The following is a 19,339-nucleotide window of genomic DNA, read 5'->3' on the forward strand; positions in this document are numbered from 1 at the left end:
TTTTTATTTGGGTAAAGGCAACTGCCATTTTTGTAAAATTGCTTGGTATTGACCGCTTTGCTTTAAAGCTTTAACTGCATCAGTTAATTGTATAGCGAGTTGTTTGTCTATATTAAGGTTTGCAGCGAGGTAAAGGCCTGAAGGAAAGTCGTCTAAGTGCAGGCTTTTATGAATGTCACTAGGGTCAACTCCAGATAATGCCAGTTCGTTTTGCAAGGTTAGAGTGTTGGTAAGCACAAAGTCGATGCGCTCTTTTTCAAGCAATTGCCAAAGTTGATGGTAATGACTGACTAGCACCAAGTTTTTATCTTCATTAAATCCCGCTTGCTTCAAATAATGTTCACTTGAATAGCCTCGAATAGTCGCTACACGGTACTGCTGGGCTTGCTTTAAGCTAAATATTTTGTGGCTTTTACTCGATAGATCCACTAAATAAGCATCTGAAAAATAGGTTTGTGCTAACCACTTAAACCGGCTTTCACGAGCTGGATTTTTTAGTAACGAAATCATTAACATGTTTGGATTGTTTTCAAGCTCATAAAAAGCCCGTGCCATTGGCATAATTCTGAATTCGCCGGAGATGTTTGCGCTTATCAGAGCTGTTTTTACTACTTCAACAAGCGCACCGTCTGCTTCGCCTTGCTGATTTTTAAAATGGTACGGTGGTAAATCTTCGGCAAGAAAGGTCAGTGTTTTCGCAGCCGTCGCACAACTGATGAAACAAAGCAGGGTAGCAATCATAAATGAGCGGAGCAGCATAAAGACCCTTTATCCTTAAACAAGTTATTAACATATTAATTAATATTAGTGAAAAGGTATAGGTTTTTAGCTGCTGCGTAAGATTTAGTTACTTTTTTTACTGCGAGGAGCACCCAGTAAAATTCCTATATGACAAACACATACAGATAAAAATGCGCTTACGCCAAGTGCGCCGCCGTAGCCATGCAAACGTGGCACTAAGTATTCAAACAACATTGCAAATAGTAACGAAGAAATGGCTAACGTGAAGATACCAAAGCGCTTTGGTGCGCTCATGCCAATGAAAGTCCCGCCAAAGAAAGCCACGCTGTAGAGCTCCACATCAACAGATAAAAGGCTCAAGACACTAAATGCAATAATGCTGGTAGCCGCTGATGCACGGATGCCATCAAAGCGATTATGATGCGCTAAAAAGTACGTTGAGTAGGCTCCTAATAAAGCGGTAATAGCAATAAATAAATCCATTAAAAGACCCCTTTTGCCAGCATATAAAGCGCTACACTGGCAAAAGCAACGCTACCAAGACGACCACCAAAACCTGCAAATAGATTCATAGTTAATACGTAAAGGCTGGCACCAATTAAAGAGATAAAGCTCAGTTCCCAGTAGCTGTTGATTAAACTTGATGAGCACATGCCAGCAAAGCTGCCAGCGTATATGGCTGCATATGGGTGATTACCAAAACGAGCAGGAAAAGGAATGAATGTGCCAACTAACCCAGTAACTGCGGCAGATAAAACAAGGGCAACATTAGCTTGGTCATGAAGTAAAAAGCAGGCAAAACAGCCAACAGAAAAGGCCAAAAACTTGACCATGAAAAATGTAATATGTGCCATTAATTGACGATACACCTCGCTTAAGTAGGTAAACGAGGTGCATTATCTCATTGATGCGTTTAGTCCTGCAACTCCGCTTTGGCGGGTATTGCTGCTACTTTGGTATGGTGACCATACAAAGCAACAATTAAAAAGCAAACAAGTGGTACAACAAACGAAACCGCAGTGTTAAAGGCATCTATGGTTGCGGCTTGGATCAGCGGTAAAAATGCGCCTCCTAAAATAGCCATTACTAAGCCTGCTGCACCCACTTTTGCATCTTCACCCAGACCTTCAAGTGCTGTGCCGTAAATGGTCGGAAACATCAAAGATAGACAGCTCGAAATAGCAACAAGTGCGACTACGCCCATTAAGTTAACTTGCGTTGCAACAATAAAACAAAGTACAGCTGCAACTAAAGCCATAAAACGCAGTAATTTAGCGCCGCTTATAAAGCGCATGAGCCATGTCATAATGAAGCGAGATACTAAAAATACCAACATCGAATATTGTAATACTTGGCCACCAGTCACCTCTGTGGTGTTAAGTGCTTCCATGGTGTAGCCAATGGTGTAGGTCCATACACAGGTTTGAGCGCCAACATTAAAAAATTGTGCCAGCACACCAAATCGATAATGCTTGTTTTGATACAAATGTTGAAAGGTCTTTTTAAGTTTGCATGGCTGCGCTGCTACTTTTGTTTCTGTTGCAGGAGAGCGGCTAAAGAAGATACATAGCCATAGCAAGATTAAACAACAGGCCATGCCCACATACGGCACCATCACAGCATCGAGTTCAGCACTAACAACGGCTTTTAATTGTGCCTCATTCATCAAAGCACGGCTTGCACTATCGGCTTGATTTAAGTTTGGTAAGATCAACGTCGCCGCCAAAAACACACCAATATTAGTCCCAACGGGGTTGAAAGCTTGTGCCAGGTTAAGTCTGCGGGTTGCTGTTTGCTCGCATCCTAACTGCATGACATAGGGATTTGCAGAGGTCTCTAAAATAGATAAACCACCTGCAAGTATAAACAAGGCCAATAAAAAGTGACTATAGAGCATGGTTTGGCTAGCAGGGTAAAACAATAAAGCACCACAGGCGGCCATGGCTAAACCTACTAACAGCCCCGTTTTATAATTAAACCGTCTATTGATCATGGCCGCCGGTAAAGCTAGGCAAAAATAAGCGCCATAATAACTAAACTGCACCAATGCTGATTGCAAGGCACTCATCGAAAATGTTTTGCTAAAAACTTTCACTAATGGGTCTGTCATATTGGCTGCAGTGCCCCAAGCAGCAAAGCAAATTGTAAGCAGAATAAAAGGCCATAGCATTTGGCGCGATACAATAGCGGACTGTGTTTGCATAGTTCACCAGATTAATGTGTTCATATTGTTGTGGCCGACAGTATTAACGACTACAAATAATAAATCAACCTAGTTGATTTATTATTTTGACTGGTAGATAGTACTCCAAACAGGTCTAATAGGCCGCTTATCAGGTTGTATCAAGAAGGATGTTATGAAGAGCAGTTTATCGCGAGCACCAAGAAGCAATAACGAGCGCGCAATTTTAAGTTTAATTAGGCAGCAGCAAAGCATACCTAAGGCACAAATAGCGAAGGCGTTAGCTTTGTCTGCTCAGGCGGCAACAGTGAATATCAATAAGCTCGAAGAAGATAAGCTATTGCTTCGTGATGCACCTGTTAAAGGCCGAGTAGGGCAGCCAAGTGTGCCTTTTAGGCTTAACCCTGATGGCGCGTTTAGTTTTGGTTTAAAAATCGGACGACGACGCTTCGACCTGATACTCGTTGATTTACAAAGCACGCAAAGAGCGTCTGTATCTTTGGAGGTGAATGAGGCATCGGTTGATGAGCTTAAAGTATTTTTAGAAACACATATTCCTCAATTAATCAGCCAATTAGAACCTGAGCTGCGCTCACATGTGTGCGGGCTTGGGGTCGCTATGCCGTTTGATATTTGGCAATGGCAGGCAACTTCAGACTCAGCAAAAAATCCCCTTAGCCAATGGCAAAACTTTGATTTGAAAGGCTACTTAGAAAGTCAGTTTCAGTTACCTGTTTATATTAGTAACGACAATAACGCAGCCTGCTGTGCAGAGTTAAGCCTCGGAAATCCTAATAACTATAGCGATTTTTTATATGTCTATTTAGGGGCTTTTTTAGGTGGCGCTGTGGTGATTAACCATCAGCTTCTCGAAGGCAAAAGTGGTAATGCCGGTGCAATAGGATCCATGCTAAACGCTGAACGCGAACAGTTACTTAGCCAATGTTCGTTACTGTCATTGCAAAGCGAGTTTAATAATGCGCAACTTGGCATTTCTGTGTATGAGCTAACAGACAGTCAGTTTGCAGAGCATAAACGGCTAGTTCAGCCTTGGCTTGAAAAAGCCGCAGAGGCTATCAGTATTGCCATGCATAACAGTTTAAGTTTATTAGATATGCAAGCTGTGATTATTGATTCGCCGTTACCGAGTAAAGCGCTTGAACAGCTCAAGCAGTTATCAATTGCAGCATTTGCACGCTTAGATAGTCGTGGACTACGTAGCTGTGAAGTGAGTTTAGGTGTGTGCGGAGAAAAAGCGCAGTCAATAGGCTCTGCCCAACTTGCGCTTAGTCATCATTATTTTTAAACAGGAGTGAGCAGCTCACTCCTGGTTAATTTATTACTTCTGATATTGTTTGAACCACGCAAGCGTGTATTCAATTTTCGAAATCATACGCGATGGACGACCCGCAATACCATGTGGTGAGCCCGGTACACGAATAAGTACGGTATCTACCTTTTGCAGTTTTAATGCTTGATAGAATTGCTCTGATTCTGAAATTGGCGTACGGCGGTCTTCTTCACCTGTCATGATCAATGATGGCGTGGTTACGTTACCCACTAATGAAAGCGGCGAACGTTTCCAGTAGTGTTCAACATTATCCCATGGCATGCCCGGGAACTGGTTGCGAATTTGACCAATGTAGCTGTCGGCAGTCAGTGTTTTACTTAACCAGTTAATCACTGGTTTGGTAATTGCAGCCGCGTTGAAGCGGTTTGTTAAACCAACAGCATAAGCTGTTGCAATACCACCTGCTGAACCACCAGCAATAAATAGGTTATCTTTGTCGATAAACCCTTTCGCGATCATGGCATCAACCGCTGAGTTATGGTCTGCAAAGTCTTCTTCTGAGCTGTATTTACCATCTAGTAATAAGGCAAAGTCTTTACCATAACTTGTTGAACCACGGTAATTTACATATACAACCACATAACCTTCAGCGGCATAACGTTGTAATTCAGCAGTAAAGCTTGGGCCATAGGCTAGATGTGGACCGCCGTGAATTTCAACCATTAATGGATATTGCTTGCTCTCATCAAAATCAGGTGGCGTGATGTACCAACCTTGAATGGCTTGGCCGTCAAACTGCGACTTAACATTCAGCTCGTGTACTTTACCTAGCTTTTTATGGCCTAATATATCTTCGTTTAATGAAGTAAGCGTTTTAGTTTTACCTTTGTATAGGTAGCCTAAATCAGCTGGGCGATACTCGTTGCCTTTTGTATAAGCAATTGCGCCATTGTTGGCCATGCTAAAACTACCGCTAACATACGGGCGACCAATCGAAGTGCCCGATAGCGTATCAGTTAGATCAGTTACCTTACCGCGGCTGGTTACTTTAGCGAGCTTACGCTTACCAAAATCATCGTATTGAATAACAAAGTCGCCATCGCCTGACCACTTATAATCAGCCACTGAACGGTCTAATTTTTCAGTAATATGCTTGATTGATTTATCATCTAAATCAAGTAATGACAGCGTTGAGTTAATATAAGGCACAGGGGCGTTGTCACGAGCAACAAAGGCTAGTTCATCACCGTCTTTAGCATAGTAAGGATTGCTTTCTCGGCCCGGTAAATCTGTTAGCTGTGTAAGCTCACCTGATTTTACGTTAATTTCATAAAGGTCTGACTCAGTAGTGCGGTATTCCCAGTCATCATTGCGATCAGCAGAAAAAGCCAGTTTTGTGTTACTAGGATCCCAAGCAAGTGGACCATAGTGCTGATAATCACCCGATGTTAATTGGCGTGGTGTGCCACCCGAAACCGGAATAACAAAAACGTGACGATATGAAGGTTCTAAAAAGCCTGCACCATCAGCTTGATAACGCGCTTTTTCAATTACTTTAACTGGTTTTGACCACTCGGCGCCTTTTGGTTTTTTTGGCAGCTTTACTGATTTAGCGAACGCAGATTTACCTTCCGGAATGCTCATAGTGAAGGCAATTTGCTCTGAGTCATTGGACCAAGTTAAGTTACGTACTGATTTTGGTAGTTGCGTTAATAATGCTTGTTTGTCTTGCGCTAACCAATAAACGTGAAGTTGATTTGAGCCGCTTGAATTGCTGGTAAAAGCAATTTTTTGGCTATCTGGAGACCAAGTTGGTTGGCTGTAGTTATGTTCATCAGAAAACAGCGGCGTATGTTGACCAGACTTTAAATCGTAAAGCCAAAAGCTACGTTTGTTGCCATCTTTCATGATGTCGTAGCCGCTACGCACATAAACAATTTTTTTACCGTCTGGGCTTATTTGTGGGTCGCCTGCGTATTCAAGTTGAAAAATATCTTCAGAAACAAATTTGTCGTTAGCATATACCTGAGCTGTTGTTGCTGCGCACAGCAAGCTGGCTCCAATAAAAATTGATTTTTTTAATTGCATGGAATGGTCTTTTTTTAGCCGTAAAATTTTATCCTAAAAGCAGACCATGCTGTGCGCAAGCACATTGAGATAAAGTTGCATTTACCCCAGTTGAATTGACTCAAAGTCTATATGTGCTTCGCTAGTACCTGATTTTAAAGGCTTAGGCAAACTTAAAATAGTCATCCCAACGACTATCTAAGCGTTGTTTGGCATTGGCTAAATCAACCGCCGAATAAAGATCATTGTTTTGATTAACCAGTTCAAGCTTGACGAGTTTGTCTAAAGCATCATCAATTTCAAAGTCGAGCTGGCAATTATGTTGCTCGTTAAACCATTGCTCAATTTGCTTATCTAATTGCTCTGCAGTCATCTCAGATTTGCTCTTTAATAAAAAGGTGTAGGCAAGCAGCGCTTCTTTTACATCTTCTTCTTCAGCTGCATCAACGAGGGTATGAAAAACACCTGCGTTGTTATCGAGATTTTTAAAATACAAGTTGTCGGCCAGTGCTTTCATAAAGCGAATTTTACGATTTTTAAACTTGCTCCACTCTTTAAATATAAAGCTGCCAAACACACCCATGCCGATTGCAAAGGTAATAAAGTGCTGCTGACTCATATGCACTTCTTCGCTGCGCCAACCGCCCCAAAAAGCAATCAAGGCAATAAGCAGTAAAATTGACGCGCCTAATTTTGTTACCAACACCACAGCACCACCAATCAGGGCAGATGAGCTAATAATAAGTTTATCAATCGGGCGCATTTTTACTTCGCTATTCGGAAACAGCATTTCTAAATCGGCTTTGGGGACATTCTGGAATAATTTGACGATGGTTGAATTGGGCTCGAATCCTACCGGCATTTTGCCTTTTTCTAAAAAGTACTGCTCGTCTTTAAAGCGAATGAATATGGCAACGCGGTCATAGTTGGTGAACTGAATTTGTTTTTTGCGCAGTCCCCAAAAACTGCGTAGCGTCTCGGTTTTTTGCGATTCGCCGCGACGATAAAAGACCACTTCTGCAAAGTCGTTAAACTCAACAGCCAAACGGACTTTAAATAAAGACTCTTCATTAAGTGCATCTTGCAAGTCTTGATTGGTAATGGTTTCAAAATTGGCGGCATTGAGTACCGTGGCAAAATCTTTAGCAAAAGCTGATTGATAGTTGGCACGCTCAGCATCGGTAATAGGTTTCAGCGTGCGGGTATCGCTATTTAGGTCAAATGGCGCATAGTTGTTTTTTAATGACTCCAGCAACCCGTGATATTGATAATGGGTCACGCTTTGCAAAAGTGTAGCAAACTCCATAAACGAACTTGATTGCGACTCACCTAAATAGGCTTGGCAAAGGTTGATGATGTCGTGTTTACGAAAAGGAATAAAGCGTGCGTTAATCATTATGCTAATATTTATTTAAACAAAATTCGCTCAGATGATAAAAAATTAATCTCGAGAATGCGACTGTTACAAACAAATAGCATGACGTTAGACTTTTTTGCTGGTTAAAAGGGATTGTTTTAGGTTAATTACTCCAGCCAAAATGCTGGTTTTTAAAATTCACGGTCGCTTTGTCATGCACTTTTAAACACGCTTTGCTAATGTTGAGCCAATTGCAGTAAGTTGTCGTGATCTGTTATGAGTATACAACCTCCACCAATCGAAGTTAAAGCTGAGTTAAACTCAGTACCTCTAGTTATAAAGCAGCTTTTTATAAGCGTGTTCATTATTTCATTGTTGATGATTGTGGTGACATATCTTTACCATTTTAATCGATTAGAAAATGATATTTATCTCAATGGCGTATTAACAGATGCCATTAATCTATTGATCCTCATATGTATATTTGCCTTTGTGCAAACATCGGTAGTAGCACAAAGAAGCTATTTATTTTTAAGTATTGGTATTTTTCTATGGAGTGTCGGGCTGACCTTCGACTTTCTAGATGAACTTGTGTTTCAGCCTATTTGGGTGGGAATTTATATCGAGGATATTGCTCGAACAATTGGTATGTTGGTTACTGGTTTTGGTTTATTTTTAGCTTTGTCAGACTTAGCTAAAACCCGCGAGCAACTTGAAGAAGAGCTAAAAACAGATGTGCTTACCAAAGCCTATAATCGCCGTTATTTCTACCACTATGTACTGCAAAATCAAGATACACCGCATAGTATTGTGATTGTAGATATTGATCACTTTAAAGCGATCAATGATGAACATGGTCATGATGTAGGCGATCAGGTGTTGATTGATTTTGTATCGCAATGCCATAAGGCATTAGACCCGCAAATTTTATTTGCCCGTATAGGTGGTGAAGAGTTTGCTTTATTTGTTCCGACTGAAGATCAAGAAATATTGAGTCAGACATGTCAGCAACTATTGTGCTTGGCCAGTAACGTGATGGTTACGCCGAGTAAAACACTCAGTGTGAGTGTAGGTTCAGCTATAAAACGCGCCACAGAAACATTTAGTAATGCAATGAAACGAGCTGATCAGGCACTATATCAGGCTAAAAACCAAGGCCGTAGCCGTTATATTCATAAACCGTAAGGGACGGTTAAGGGTTTTTGTTGTACCCTAAAGCCGAGCAAAACGATTAAGGATGAATAATGGCAATTGCTAAAAAGTTAAAGCAAAAAACACGGCAGTTTATCGACTCTAAACATATGCTTAAATCGATTACGGTGGCATCATTTTTAGAGTCAACCATAGTGCCTATACCGCTTGAAGCTGTGCTTGTTCCGTTAATGCAAGCCCGCCGTGAAAAGCTGTGGTTAATCGCATTAATGGCGACCATTGGCTGTGTTATTGGTGCTATTTTTGGTTATGCCCTTGGTTATTACCTATTTGATGTAGTAGGCGATTGGGTAATTAATACCTTCTCAAATCCTGAGCAATTCGAGCAAGTTAAACAAAAAATGCAAGCGCAAGGCTTTTGGTTTGTATTGACGCTCGGTATAGTGCCCATTCCATTTCAAATTGCCATGCTTGCCGCGGGTGCAACTAAGTATTCAATTTTTCTCTTTTTACTGGCTACGGTCATTGCGCGCTCAATCCGTTACTTTGCCCTTGCTGCTGTTGTTTATTACGCGGGTAATCAGGCTGAGCGAATTATTCAAAAGCACAAAACCAAAGCCTTAGTCGCTATTTCTGTGTTAGTACTGTTAATTTGGTGGCTTAGCACACTCATTTAACAGATAAAAAATACTGATTATGGTTATCCTGTCTATACTTTTAATTAAGGAAAGCACTAAAAAACAACAGGATGACCCATGAATACCCTAGTGGCTGCACTGCCTATTTTGCTATTGATCTGGATGATGGTAAAACGCAGCCCCATCGCTTCTTACATTGCTTTACCAATAACGGCGCTGCTCGCAGCTTTACTGCAGCTGTTTTACTTTCAAGCTGATTTAAGGCTGTTGCTTGCCAATGTGTTTGCTGGTGTGTTGTCTGTCATGACGCCCATTTCTATTATTGCCGGGGCTATTTTGCTTAATCGCATGTTGGCAATATCAGGAGCCGAAACCACGATTAAACACTGGCTCGAATCAATAAGTAGTAATCAGGTTGCGCAATTGATGATCATAGGTTGGGCATTTGCATTTATGCTCGAAGGCGCATCCGGGTTTGGTACGCCAGCGGCTATTGCTGCGCCTATTTTAGTCGGGCTTGGTTTCTCGCCTTTTAAAGTGATTGTTTTCACTCTTATCTTAAACTCAATTCCCGTTTCTTTTGGTGCAGTAGGCACACCAACATGGTTTGGTTTTTCGGCGCTACAGTTAGATGATGGGCAAGTGCTGGCTATCTCAAAATGGACGGCACTTTGCCATGTTATTGCTGCTTTGGTTATTCCTATGATTGCGCTGTGTCTTGTTTTACCACTAAAAAAGGTGCGTCAAAATAGCGTATTCATTTATTTAAGTGTGTTTTCATGTGTCTTACCTTATTGGTTGTTTGCCCAGTGGAACTATGAATTTCCATCACTGATTGGTGGTGCAGTGGGGCTATTAGTCACTATCTTTTTGGCGGATAAGGGAGTGGGTTTAGATAACTCAGCTGTAAATGCACAAAGCACGAAAAACAAGGTTGAGTTCACACCTAAAACGCTGTTTGTAGCGTTATTCCCGCTATTACTCTTGATTGTTGTGCTGGTCATAACCCGTATTCATCAGCTGGGCATTAAAGCACTGCTTAACGACGAAACGCTCTGGCTGAGTGTCAATTTGGGCTTTGCGCAATTTGAATTAAGTAAAGCGCTGATCTTATCTTTACATGAGATATTTGGCACGTCGGTGGGATGGTCGTATAAAACCTTGTTTGTTCCAGCCTTGATCCCGTTTGTATTGGTGGTGTTGATCTGCATGCCGTTACTTAAAATGAGTAAGCCACAAGTAAAGAAAATGTGCTCCGACACCTTAGGCCGTATTGCTATGCCATGTATTGCTTTAATCGGTGCGCTGGTGATGGTGAATGTTTTAATGCAAGGCGGCCATAATGCGCCCATATTTTATATGGCGAGTACCTTTGCTGATTTAAGCGGTGAGCACTGGGTGTTATTTGCCTCGTACTTGGGGGCACTCGGCACTTTCTTTTCAGGCTCGGCAACGGTGTCTAATCTTACCTTTGGCGGTATTCAATATGGCATTGCTGAGCAAGTGGGCTTATCAGAAACCTTAGTGCTTGCGTTGCAATCAACAGGAGCCGCGATGGGTAATATGATCTGCATTAGCAATATTATTGCTGTAGCCAGTATTGTTGGAGTGAATAATCAAGAAGGGCCTGTGCTTAAGAAAACCTTTTTGCCGATGCTAATTTACGGTGCAATAGTTGGGGGCTTTAGTTACCTATTTTACTGATTAAACATGTGCAGATAAAAAAGGTGCCCAGATAAACCGAGCACCCTTACGGAGTAATTTATTGAATAGCTTTTTTTACTTCGCGCCAATCAATAATTTTAAAGTTTTGCGGTGCCTGTGGCATACGGTTGTAACCATCTTGCACAATTAGCACCCCTTCAGGGTAGCCCGGTAACGCAGCTGGTGTTACCGTTAGGCCATCGGTTTCTGATACGCCATCTATTGCTATCTCTAGGTTATTGCTGATTGCAAATTTACCCGCAAACTCTAGGCTAGGGGTATTGCCATCGATAATTTTATAAAGCACATAGCTGTAATCACCTTGGCTAGAAACCACTAAATAACGGGCATCTTTCGCGTGATAGATTTCCATGCCTTCTACATCATCAACCAGCATATCGTTCACGGTTTGTAACATTACAGGTTTATTTCCTACTGTTGGCTCAGCGCCAATAAACCAAATACCTTCATCTTCTTCACCTAAAAATAGCTGTGCGGTTTTATCATCTGCACTGCAACCTTCAGGTTGGCTCGGTACACTAAATTCGCGCACTAATTGTGCTGATACGCTCTCATTATTGCCAGTTAGTTTGTATTGCTGAAATAGGCCTGATTTGTCATTCATAAACACATAGTTGCCTGTGTTTGATGAGTACATACACATACCGTAAATTTCGTTTAGGGTTGTTGGCAACTCAGCAAGATGTTGCACCTGATTGTGAGTATCGACGGTGTAAACACTGATGCTGTTATGAGTTCGGTTACTACCTGTAATCCAGGTATTCGTTGCGTTGTTGATACTGGCATGTTGGCGCACATCAACATTATTTAAACGGCCTGTTTCTAGCGCTTGTAGCTCTTTGCCTGCAAGGTCATACACCATTAAACCACGGCGTTTATCGGTACCTAAAATTAGGCTTTTTGCTGCATTTTTTGGATTTACCCAAATGGCAGGGTCATCGGCGGCATCACCAAAAGCACGCACTGCATCGGTTTGCGCTTGTGCATTGATATAAGTAACAGCCGCTGTTTTAGCACTATTTTGTTGCTTAGCTTGTGCTTTAATTAGCCCATCGATTTGACCTTTTACATAATGACCTGATTCATCATCGTACAGCACGATATCAGCTTGATTATTGTTAAAGCGCACTGCGGCAGATTCAATTGCCAGTTCACCAGCAAATTGCCAGCTGCTAAAACGTTTAGTACTCTTTTCGTAGCGATGTAATTGGTTATCTTCAGAGGTGGTAAACCATAAGCTGCCATCATCTGTTGTGCTTAAGCCGCCAACTTCAGGTGCTAAGCTGCCAAATGGCGACATCATAGCAAGGGGCTTTTTATCAGCGCGCGATTCAGCGTCGGCGTTAATTTGCCAAATGCCTAGCTCGCCTTCGCTTAGGTAAAGGGTTTTACTGTGATCATCAACCGCACAGCCTGATGTTTCACTTACGCCAGCAAACTCACGTAATTCAAGGTTTAATGCGCGTTTGTTTGCCATATCAAACACCAGTGTTTCGCGGATAAGACCACGAGCATCTGCCACAAACGCCGACACAGCTTGAGTAGTCGGGTTAGCAAATAAACACACCGCTTCAGGTTTTGCTTTGGGTGGGCTGATACGGCTAATTTCAGTCAGCTGCCATTTAGGCGCTTTTTGTAAGCTAAAAATCACCGCTTGGTCGGCTTCGTTGTCGATGCTAGCAACAAGGTAACTGTTTTTGTTGATTGCTTTTACAGATAGCGCCTCGAAATTACCTTTTTGTAATGCGTGCTGTTTACCTGTGGCATCAATAAGCTGAAGGCCTTGGCTTTGTGAGCTTAATAGCCAAGCGTCATCAGCAAGGGCTGCAGCTTGTGAGCCTTGCATATTTTCAGTTGTGCCAAAGGCTGTTAATTGGTTTTTACTTGGCGCCTCGGTTGCCGTTGTTTGGCTACACGCTGCTAGGGTGCTCAGCATCACTGCACTGGCAACAAGATTAAGTGGTTTTTTAAAATTCATGGGATCCCCAAATATACAACAAGGCAGCAATGCGCTGCCTTAATAACTCTTATGTGTATTAAAACGCGTAGCGCAGCATTAACTGAATAACAGGGCCTGCTTCTTCAGACTCCAGTTCATACTCGTCAAAATCGCGGTTGATTTGGTCATCAACCGTGTCGAACTTGTTAAACGTTTCGTCTTTGCTTGCATCAAGTAGGTTTGAGCCCACTAAACGAAGCGTGACGTCTTGCCAGCGTTTTTCTACGAATACTTCAAGGTCAGCACCGTAGTGTGTGGTCACTTCTTCACCCACGATACGGCCATAAGCATCACCTTGTTTACGGTAAGTTGCACCGAACGAAGCGCCTAAATCAGGTAGGTCTTGAATAAAACCAACGTTAAACACATAGTCAGATTGGTCGTTGAATTTACGGCTACCGAAAGTGTCATCTACTTCTGAATCAAGCCATGAGTAGTTAAAGAATACCCCGGTGTTTGGCATGCTAATGGCGCTTAGCGGCGTTGATAAATCAAGCTCGATACCTTTTACGTTGCCATCGCCTGTGTTACGCGGTTGCAAAATGTAAGTACCGTCACCTTCTGAGCCTTGTTGGCCTGTATTAGCTATTTCGATAAGGTCAGTCACATCGCGGTAGAACACATTAATACCCACAACGCCGCTTTTACCTAAGCGATACTCATAACCTAAGTCCATACCCCACGATGATTCTGGTTGTAGGTCTGGGTTACCTAAAAAGTCGTTATCGCCTAATTCTTTTTCAAGTAGAGCTGGGGTGATGTAATCAAAATCAGGGCGACGTAAGCTACGTGCAACCGAGGCACTAACACGGCCATTTTCAGAGACGTTGTAGCGTAAATGTGCCGATGGTAAGAAGAAGTCATAATCGTTTTTAGCGCTCACACCTTCTGCTTTGTCTGTAATGGTTGAGTCAGTTGTTTCGTAGCGCACACCTAACTCCCACGAGAAGTCTTGGTCTTCGTGCTTAACTAATGCAAATACATCTAGGCGGTCTTCTTCGAGTTTATTTACGCCACCAGCGGCTGCTTCAAACTCGTTGTTAAAGCCTGCCAGTGACATTGGTGTTTGGCTGAATTGATCCCAGCTTGTAAAGCTTTGCTCGCTTTCATCTTCGGCTTGATAAACCGCAGTGTCGCGCTCTTTACCTTGTACAAAGGCACCAAATTGAATTGTTTTGTTCTCGCCTGCAAATAAGCTATGTTGCCATTGTAATGACCATTCTTTGTCATCAAGGTCTACGGTTTCTTCTTCTTCCTCAAACACCATAGGTAGTTCAGAGGTATCGATTTCTACTTCTTGCTCGTAAACAGACTCTTCAAAGCTTGCAAAACCAAGCTTGAATTTACTGGTGCCACCAAAAAGGGGTAACTCATAACCCGAGTTGATGTTGTAGTTGGTTTGGTCGATGTAAGACACATTGGCGTTGTCGGTTTCAAGATTACCCCCTTCAACAATTGAGTTATTAATTGCTGTTGGGTCATCATATTCAAATGAACGCTCATCTTCAGTACGGTCGGTATCAACCCAAATCGCGCTGATATCAAACTTACTGCCATCATCAAAAGCAATTTCGTAGCTGGCATTTAGCGAGGTATCGTCACCGTCGCGAATATCTGATTGATCTTCGCGGTTATCAAATTCTTCGGTTTTGTAATTGGCGTTATTCTCTGGGCTGTCGCCATAGCGTAGGCTTGATTTTTGTTTTGGGTTATAACGACCTTGTAAGTTAGCGCCAAGTAATAAACGGCCGCCAGCAAACTCGGTGCCGTAAACACCAGCAAAGCTCTCTTTTAATTCGCCATCGTCATAACGCAGGCCACCCGCACGCAGGTAACCACCATCTAAGCTGTAACCGTCACGCAATACAATGTTCAGCGTACCGGCAATGGCATCGGCAGAGCGGTTTGCACTTGAAGCACGAATAATTTCTACACGCTCAATTAGCTCAGCAGGAATACGGTCAACAAAGAATGAGCGGTCAGCACCTGCACCAGGTACTTCTTCACCGTTAATAAGGACCTTTGTGTAAGCCGGGCTTAAGCCACGCATACGCGCGCCATCAGACTCTAAAACATCCGATAAAAACGTCACACTTGGTACGCGTTTTAATGCATCACCGGCAGTAAGCGGTTCAAAACGTTGAAAGTATTCTTGTGAGTATTCAAGCGTCGGTGCCAGCTCTTGTGAGCGGTTGCGATAACCAATCTCGCCATATACAACAAGCTCTTCAGAGACTTTAACTTTTTTCTCATCGCTGTTTTGTTCGTCTTGTGCGTAAGCGGCAAATTGGCATAAGGCGAGGGCGCTTACTAACGCCTTCGTTTTAAATTGTTTCATGGGTTTGATCCTGGTTGTCCTTGGTTTGATGAGCAAAGTACGCAGCTTAAATGACGCAAATGTGACAGAAAATCGCTAACAGCCAGTAAAAACAAGTGATTAGAGGGTTTTAAAAGTACTTTTGAGCTGCAATAACCCCATCTTGTTAAGGTAAATACAGTGCTTAAGGGGTTTAACAAGGTTTGACTGTCGTTTTGCTGTCACATCATTGAGCTAATATGACCCTGCTGCTTTAAACGCTAACGAGTTAGCATGGCAGCGTGAATTATTGTTAGGTACTGAGAATGCGATATAACCCTTTTACTCATCATCGACTTTTAACCAATGCAGTTATTGCTCTATTTGTAATTGCGTTTTTGCTAAGCGCACAAGCAGGAGAATTAAAGCCTCTTGCTGATATCGCATGGTTAGATATTTTAGGCGAGGGTGGCATTGTGCTAATGACCCTTACTTGGATAGCTGCGCTGCTTATTTCGAGGCCGCCCGGCAAAGTCACCAGCTTTTTAGTGCTTGGGCTTGGGCTTTTTATGTTTTCAGCTTCCCTTGATTTATTTGATGAGTGGTTACATCAACCAACCAATACGTGGCTTACTTGGATTGAATCATTGCCTGCGCCGATTGGTATGATTTTCACAAGCCTTGGGCTGTATCAATGGCACCAAGAGCAATACGTACTTAACAGGCAGTTAAAGCGCCGTGAAGCCCAGCATCGTGAGCATGAGTTAGTGTGCTCAATAACAGGGCTGTATAAGGCTGATTACTTACAAGCAGTGTTAAAAGAGCAATTAAGTGAGCCACAGCCTCTGCAACTAGCCGCCATTGATATTCGTGGTTTCGCTGATTTTAACGCTGAATTTGGTTTTATCGAAGGCGACCGCTTACTACGTGAAGTAAGCGAGCTTTTATTGATGAATTGCCGCCTTACCGATGTGGTGTGCCGCTATGCAGGAGACTGCTTTATGGTGCTAATGCCAAACACCAGCGCAGTACAAGCGAAAGAGCTGGTGGCGCAAATTACCTCGGCGCTGAGCCATTGTGCTTTTAAGGTCGAAGGCGAAAAACACGCTAAGTTCCAAGATGTAACAGCGGCCTTAGTGGGCAGTATGCAAGGCGATACACCACAAAGTTTAAGCTCGCGTTTACACGCTAAGTTACAACAACAAAAACAACAAAGAGTCAGCCATTGTGAAGCCGTATCTTAACCAAGATGACAAATACCTCACCGCACAAGGGCTAATTACCACGCTGGTGGAGCTGGCCTTAAGCCGCGGCATTGCACTGCATAAATTACTCAGAGGCACAGGAGTGTTTGAGCAAGACTTAATGAGTGTGCAGCATCAGTTTAGTATTTCGCAGCAAGTGCGCTTATTGACGCAGTTTAAGCAATTGATGAAATCCGCCGACAGTGGCTTTTTATTAGGCAGTCAACTGGCAAACGATACCTCTGTTGCCGCCCAAGGCGTGCTACACGCAGCGCACATCGGCCAAGCTTTAAAGCAGTTACACAATTTGCGCATGCAACTGGCACCTTTGTTATTTAGTTATAGTTATGTGCATAACGAGCAGTATTACATTGTGCTGCAAAATGCTGTGGGTTTGGATGATGAAATAAGCCAGTACGTTATGGAAATTTACAGCGCTGCGTTTTACCAAGTTCTTAAAAAAGTGGCGGGTGAGCGGGTCCCTTGTCAGTTTGAGTTTGCCTATAAACGCGCCAGACATAGCCAAGAATACGAGCAGCATTTGGGCCTCAAAGTCGCTTTTGAAAAGCCTATAACTCGCTGGGTATTGAATAAACACGCGCTCAGGCTCACTAACCCCGCGTTTAGTAGTTTTAGGTTTTCACAAATTAACTCGCAACTAGCGGCATTAAATACTGCAAACAGCACTTTTGTGGAAGCCGTAAGCCGATTAATTTATCAACATCCGGCGTTAAATTTAGAGCAGGTAGCCAGCCAATTTGCTATGAGCCCTGCAACCTTCAAGCGTAAATTAAAAGCTCATGGCGTACGTTTTTCTACCTTGTACGATGAGCAAAGTAAGCGCAAAGCGATTTACCTACTTGCCATACGCGAGCAATGCAATGAGCAAGTCGCCATGCGCTTATCATTTTATGATATTGCTAATTTCAGACGAGCATTTAAACGCTGGACCGGGCTTACGCCAAGTCAATTGAAGGGGTAATACTCACTTAGTTTTACTGAGTGATAATTGAAAAAAGCCCTTAAGCTCATCTATATGACTGATTGGATGAAGATAAAAATATATCAATTACGGGCAGTTATTTTAATTAAGCTGCGTTAGACTACTGTTATTGATGTAATTAACCGAGGTCTCAAATGATTGAGTATCCTGTTGACCAACTTCCCCAGTTAATTGATGACTTGCTTCAGTGTGACACTACAACACGTAAAAATAAGTTACTTGCTGATGCTAAAGAAAAGCTTTCTACTGAGCATTTATCGTTATTGTTTGAAGCATTACCTAAAGAACAACGTTTAGAAATTTGGCAATTACTTGATGAAGATACCCAGCATGAAATTTTCATTAACTTAGGTGGTGATAGTTGTCGCTGGTTGTTACAGAGTTTAGATGAAGCTGAGGGCTTTAAGTTACTTGACGAAGTTAGCGTTGAAGAGCTACTTGAACTTGAAGAAATTATTCCCGAACGCTTTGTTGATTATGCACGCAGACAACTTGATGAAGTTCAAACGAAGCAATACGACCTTGCACAGCAATATAATCCTGAGCAGCTAGGTCACTGGCTCGATTTTGATGCGCTTAAAGTGTCAGAAAAACTCACCGTAGCTGGCGCGCGTAAAATTTTTCAAAAAGGTTTACCACAGTACACCGAAGTGATTTATTTGGTGAGTCGTAAAGGCACACTCATTGGTGAAGTGGCAATTAATTCTTTATTTAAAGCCAATGATAACGACAGCCTGCTGGATTACGCTCACCTTGATGTGTCGGCTTTACATGCTGATGACGACTTATACGAAGCGGCCGAAGTGGTTATTCATAGCGAAAAAATGGCGATGCCAGTGGTTAACGCCGACAACAAACTATTAGGCCGTTTGTCGGTGTCATCAGCCTATGAATTGCGTCAAGAAGTAACAGACGAAGCCGCTGCAAAAGCGGGTGGTCTACGTGAAGACGAGGATCTGTTCTCGAGCGTGACCAAATCGGCAAAAAACCGCGGTATATGGCTTGGTATTAACCTAGCAACGGCATTTTTAGCCTCTTGGTTTATCGGTTTGTTTGGTGCAACTATCGAGCAAGTGGTTGCACTAGCGGTACTTATGCCGGTTGTCGCTTCTATGGGCGGTATTGCAGGTAGTCAAACGTTAACGGTTATTGTGCGCGGTTTAGCACTCGGTCAGGTGACCGACTCTAACCGCAGAGCGCTGTTGAAAAAAGAGCTAAGAGTAGGGGCATTAAATGGCTGTGTTTGGGCCTTTGTGATTGGCGTGCTAACTTATTTCTGGTTCAACGATGGCATGTTAAGTTTAACCATTACTATCGCTATCTTACTTAATTTAGTGGCTGCCTCGTTATCGGGAGTCGTGATCCCATCTATTTTGGATAAGCTCAAAATCGATCCTGCTCTTTCAGGCTCTGTGATTCTTACCACAGTCACCGACATTGTGGGTTTTGTCACCTTTCTTGGCTTAGGTAGTTTGTTGCTACTCTAAATAATTTTAAAGCAGGTTAACTCGGTGCTTAGCCTGCTTTTTTGTTAGTCATGCAATTTCAAACTTATTAAGTGTATAAAAATGCTTAAATTCACTGTGTGAAGAATCTAAATTATTAATATTAACTATAAATTTAACTAAAAAGTGCTGTAATATA

15 protein-coding genes are annotated in these 19,339 nt (G+C 42.5%); 7 read left to right on the forward strand and 8 right to left on the reverse strand.

The genetic code is table 11. The features are described 5' to 3' along the window. Nucleotides 1-3: 3 nt before the first annotated feature. The 4 genes from L1264_RS04100 to fucP form a co-directional block, all read right to left on the reverse strand. Nucleotides 4-759, reverse strand: a complete 756-nt coding sequence (locus L1264_RS04100; protein WP_199526808.1) for a substrate-binding periplasmic protein — start codon at nucleotides 757-759, stop codon at nucleotides 4-6. 84 nt (nucleotides 760-843) lie between these two features. Next, nucleotides 844-1,224 carry a hypothetical protein gene (locus tag L1264_RS04105; protein WP_135925735.1) on the reverse strand — a complete coding sequence of 127 codons (381 nt, stop codon included), beginning with the start codon at nucleotides 1,222-1,224 and terminating at the stop codon, nucleotides 844-846. Then, on the reverse strand, nucleotides 1,224-1,574 hold the full coding sequence (locus tag L1264_RS04110) for a hypothetical protein (RefSeq protein WP_199526831.1): 351 nt from the start codon (nucleotides 1,572-1,574) through the stop codon (nucleotides 1,224-1,226). Before L1264_RS04110 ends, L1264_RS04105 begins: the two co-directional genes overlap by 1 nt. A gap of 80 nt (nucleotides 1,575-1,654) precedes the next feature. Next, nucleotides 1,655-2,944 carry an L-fucose:H+ symporter permease gene (gene fucP, locus L1264_RS04115; RefSeq protein WP_199526809.1) on the reverse strand — a complete coding sequence of 430 codons (1,290 nt, stop codon included), beginning with the start codon at nucleotides 2,942-2,944 and terminating at the stop codon, nucleotides 1,655-1,657. Nucleotides 2,945-3,098: 154 nt separating this feature from the next. Between fucP and L1264_RS04120 the strand changes: the two genes are divergently transcribed. Further along, on the forward strand, nucleotides 3,099-4,229 hold the full coding sequence (locus L1264_RS04120; protein WP_199526810.1) for an ROK family transcriptional regulator: 1,131 nt from the start codon (nucleotides 3,099-3,101) through the stop codon (nucleotides 4,227-4,229). 33 nt (nucleotides 4,230-4,262) lie between these two features. On the opposite strand, the gene L1264_RS04125 is transcribed toward L1264_RS04120, so the two are convergent. Then, nucleotides 4,263-6,302, reverse strand: a complete 2,040-nt coding sequence (locus L1264_RS04125) for a S9 family peptidase (RefSeq protein ID WP_199526811.1) — start codon at nucleotides 6,300-6,302, stop codon at nucleotides 4,263-4,265. Between the two features lie 142 nt (nucleotides 6,303-6,444). After that, nucleotides 6,445-7,677: a TMEM143 family protein gene (locus L1264_RS04130; protein ID WP_199526812.1), complete on the reverse strand. Its 1,233-nt coding sequence runs from the start codon at nucleotides 7,675-7,677 to the stop codon at nucleotides 6,445-6,447. A 237-nt stretch (nucleotides 7,678-7,914) separates the two neighbouring features. Here L1264_RS04130 and L1264_RS04135 point away from each other — a divergent pair, with 237 nt between their 5' ends. From L1264_RS04135 to L1264_RS04145, 3 genes are all read left to right on the forward strand, one after another. Next, nucleotides 7,915-8,823: a GGDEF domain-containing protein gene (locus tag L1264_RS04135; protein WP_135925730.1), complete on the forward strand. Its 909-nt coding sequence runs from the start codon at nucleotides 7,915-7,917 to the stop codon at nucleotides 8,821-8,823. Between the two features lie 59 nt (nucleotides 8,824-8,882). Next, a complete protein-coding gene (locus L1264_RS04140) occupies nucleotides 8,883-9,467 on the forward strand; it encodes a YqaA family protein (RefSeq protein WP_235403670.1) in 585 nt (194 codons plus the stop codon). A 78-nt stretch (nucleotides 9,468-9,545) separates the two neighbouring features. Continuing rightward, nucleotides 9,546-11,132, forward strand: a complete 1,587-nt coding sequence (locus tag L1264_RS04145; protein ID WP_199526813.1) for an L-lactate permease — start codon at nucleotides 9,546-9,548, stop codon at nucleotides 11,130-11,132. A gap of 58 nt (nucleotides 11,133-11,190) precedes the next feature. Here L1264_RS04145 and L1264_RS04150 read toward each other — a convergent pair whose 3' ends face one another. Both L1264_RS04150 and L1264_RS04155 read right to left on the reverse strand, forming a co-directional pair. Then, complete coding sequence (locus tag L1264_RS04150) at nucleotides 11,191-13,131, reverse strand: phytase (protein ID WP_235403672.1); 1,941 nt, start codon at nucleotides 13,129-13,131, stop codon at nucleotides 11,191-11,193. A gap of 58 nt (nucleotides 13,132-13,189) precedes the next feature. Continuing rightward, the gene (locus tag L1264_RS04155; RefSeq protein WP_235403674.1) at nucleotides 13,190-15,490 is read right to left on the reverse strand and encodes a TonB-dependent receptor plug domain-containing protein; all 2,301 of its coding nucleotides are present in this window, start codon (nucleotides 15,488-15,490) and stop codon (nucleotides 13,190-13,192) included. A 284-nt stretch (nucleotides 15,491-15,774) separates the two neighbouring features. Between L1264_RS04155 and L1264_RS04160 the strand changes: the two genes are divergently transcribed. The 3 genes from L1264_RS04160 to L1264_RS04170 all read left to right on the forward strand — a co-directional run bounded on the left by L1264_RS04160 (nucleotide 15,775) and on the right by L1264_RS04170 (nucleotide 19,182). Next, entirely contained in the window at nucleotides 15,775-16,692 is a 918-nt protein-coding gene (locus L1264_RS04160; RefSeq protein WP_199526816.1) for a GGDEF domain-containing protein, read from the forward strand. Further along, nucleotides 16,676-17,674 (forward strand): helix-turn-helix domain-containing protein, encoded by a 999-nt coding sequence (locus tag L1264_RS04165; protein WP_199526817.1) that lies wholly within the window; start codon nucleotides 16,676-16,678, stop codon nucleotides 17,672-17,674. The genes L1264_RS04160 and L1264_RS04165 overlap by 17 nt, the downstream gene beginning before the upstream one ends. A gap of 155 nt (nucleotides 17,675-17,829) precedes the next feature. Next, entirely contained in the window at nucleotides 17,830-19,182 is a 1,353-nt protein-coding gene (locus L1264_RS04170) for a magnesium transporter (protein ID WP_199526818.1), read from the forward strand. Nucleotides 19,183-19,339 lie beyond the last annotated feature (157 nt).

This window comes from Pseudoalteromonas sp. APAL1 (genome assembly GCF_021532475.1).
GTDB lineage: Bacteria > Pseudomonadota > Gammaproteobacteria > Enterobacterales > Alteromonadaceae > Pseudoalteromonas > Pseudoalteromonas lipolytica_C.

Bases quoted from the DNA above. Each gene is read 5' to 3' on its own strand.
- fucP (WP_199526809.1), bottom strand. From the start codon at position 2,944: ATGCAAACACAGTCCGCTATTGTATCGCGCCAAATGCTATGGCCTTTT.
- L1264_RS04160 (WP_199526816.1), top strand. From the start codon at position 15,775: ATGCGATATAACCCTTTTACTCATCATCGACTTTTAACCAATGCAGTT.
- L1264_RS04120 (WP_199526810.1), top strand. From the start codon at position 3,099: ATGAAGAGCAGTTTATCGCGAGCACCAAGAAGCAATAACGAGCGCGCA.
- L1264_RS04130 (WP_199526812.1), bottom strand. From the start codon at position 7,677: ATGATTAACGCACGCTTTATTCCTTTTCGTAAACACGACATCATCAAC.
- L1264_RS04155 (WP_235403674.1), bottom strand. From the start codon at position 15,490: ATGAAACAATTTAAAACGAAGGCGTTAGTAAGCGCCCTCGCCTTATGC.
- L1264_RS04110 (WP_199526831.1), bottom strand. From the start codon at position 1,574: ATGGTCAAGTTTTTGGCCTTTTCTGTTGGCTGTTTTGCCTGCTTTTTA.
- L1264_RS04170 (WP_199526818.1), top strand. From the start codon at position 17,830: ATGATTGAGTATCCTGTTGACCAACTTCCCCAGTTAATTGATGACTTG.
- L1264_RS04145 (WP_199526813.1), top strand. From the start codon at position 9,546: ATGAATACCCTAGTGGCTGCACTGCCTATTTTGCTATTGATCTGGATG.
- L1264_RS04105 (WP_135925735.1), bottom strand. From the start codon at position 1,224: ATGGATTTATTTATTGCTATTACCGCTTTATTAGGAGCCTACTCAACG.
- L1264_RS04150 (WP_235403672.1), bottom strand. From the start codon at position 13,131: ATGAATTTTAAAAAACCACTTAATCTTGTTGCCAGTGCAGTGATGCTG.
- L1264_RS04100 (WP_199526808.1), bottom strand. From the start codon at position 759: ATGCTGCTCCGCTCATTTATGATTGCTACCCTGCTTTGTTTCATCAGT.
- L1264_RS04140 (WP_235403670.1), top strand. From the start codon at position 8,883: ATGGCAATTGCTAAAAAGTTAAAGCAAAAAACACGGCAGTTTATCGAC.
- L1264_RS04125 (WP_199526811.1), bottom strand. From the start codon at position 6,302: ATGCAATTAAAAAAATCAATTTTTATTGGAGCCAGCTTGCTGTGCGCA.
- L1264_RS04135 (WP_135925730.1), top strand. From the start codon at position 7,915: ATGAGTATACAACCTCCACCAATCGAAGTTAAAGCTGAGTTAAACTCA.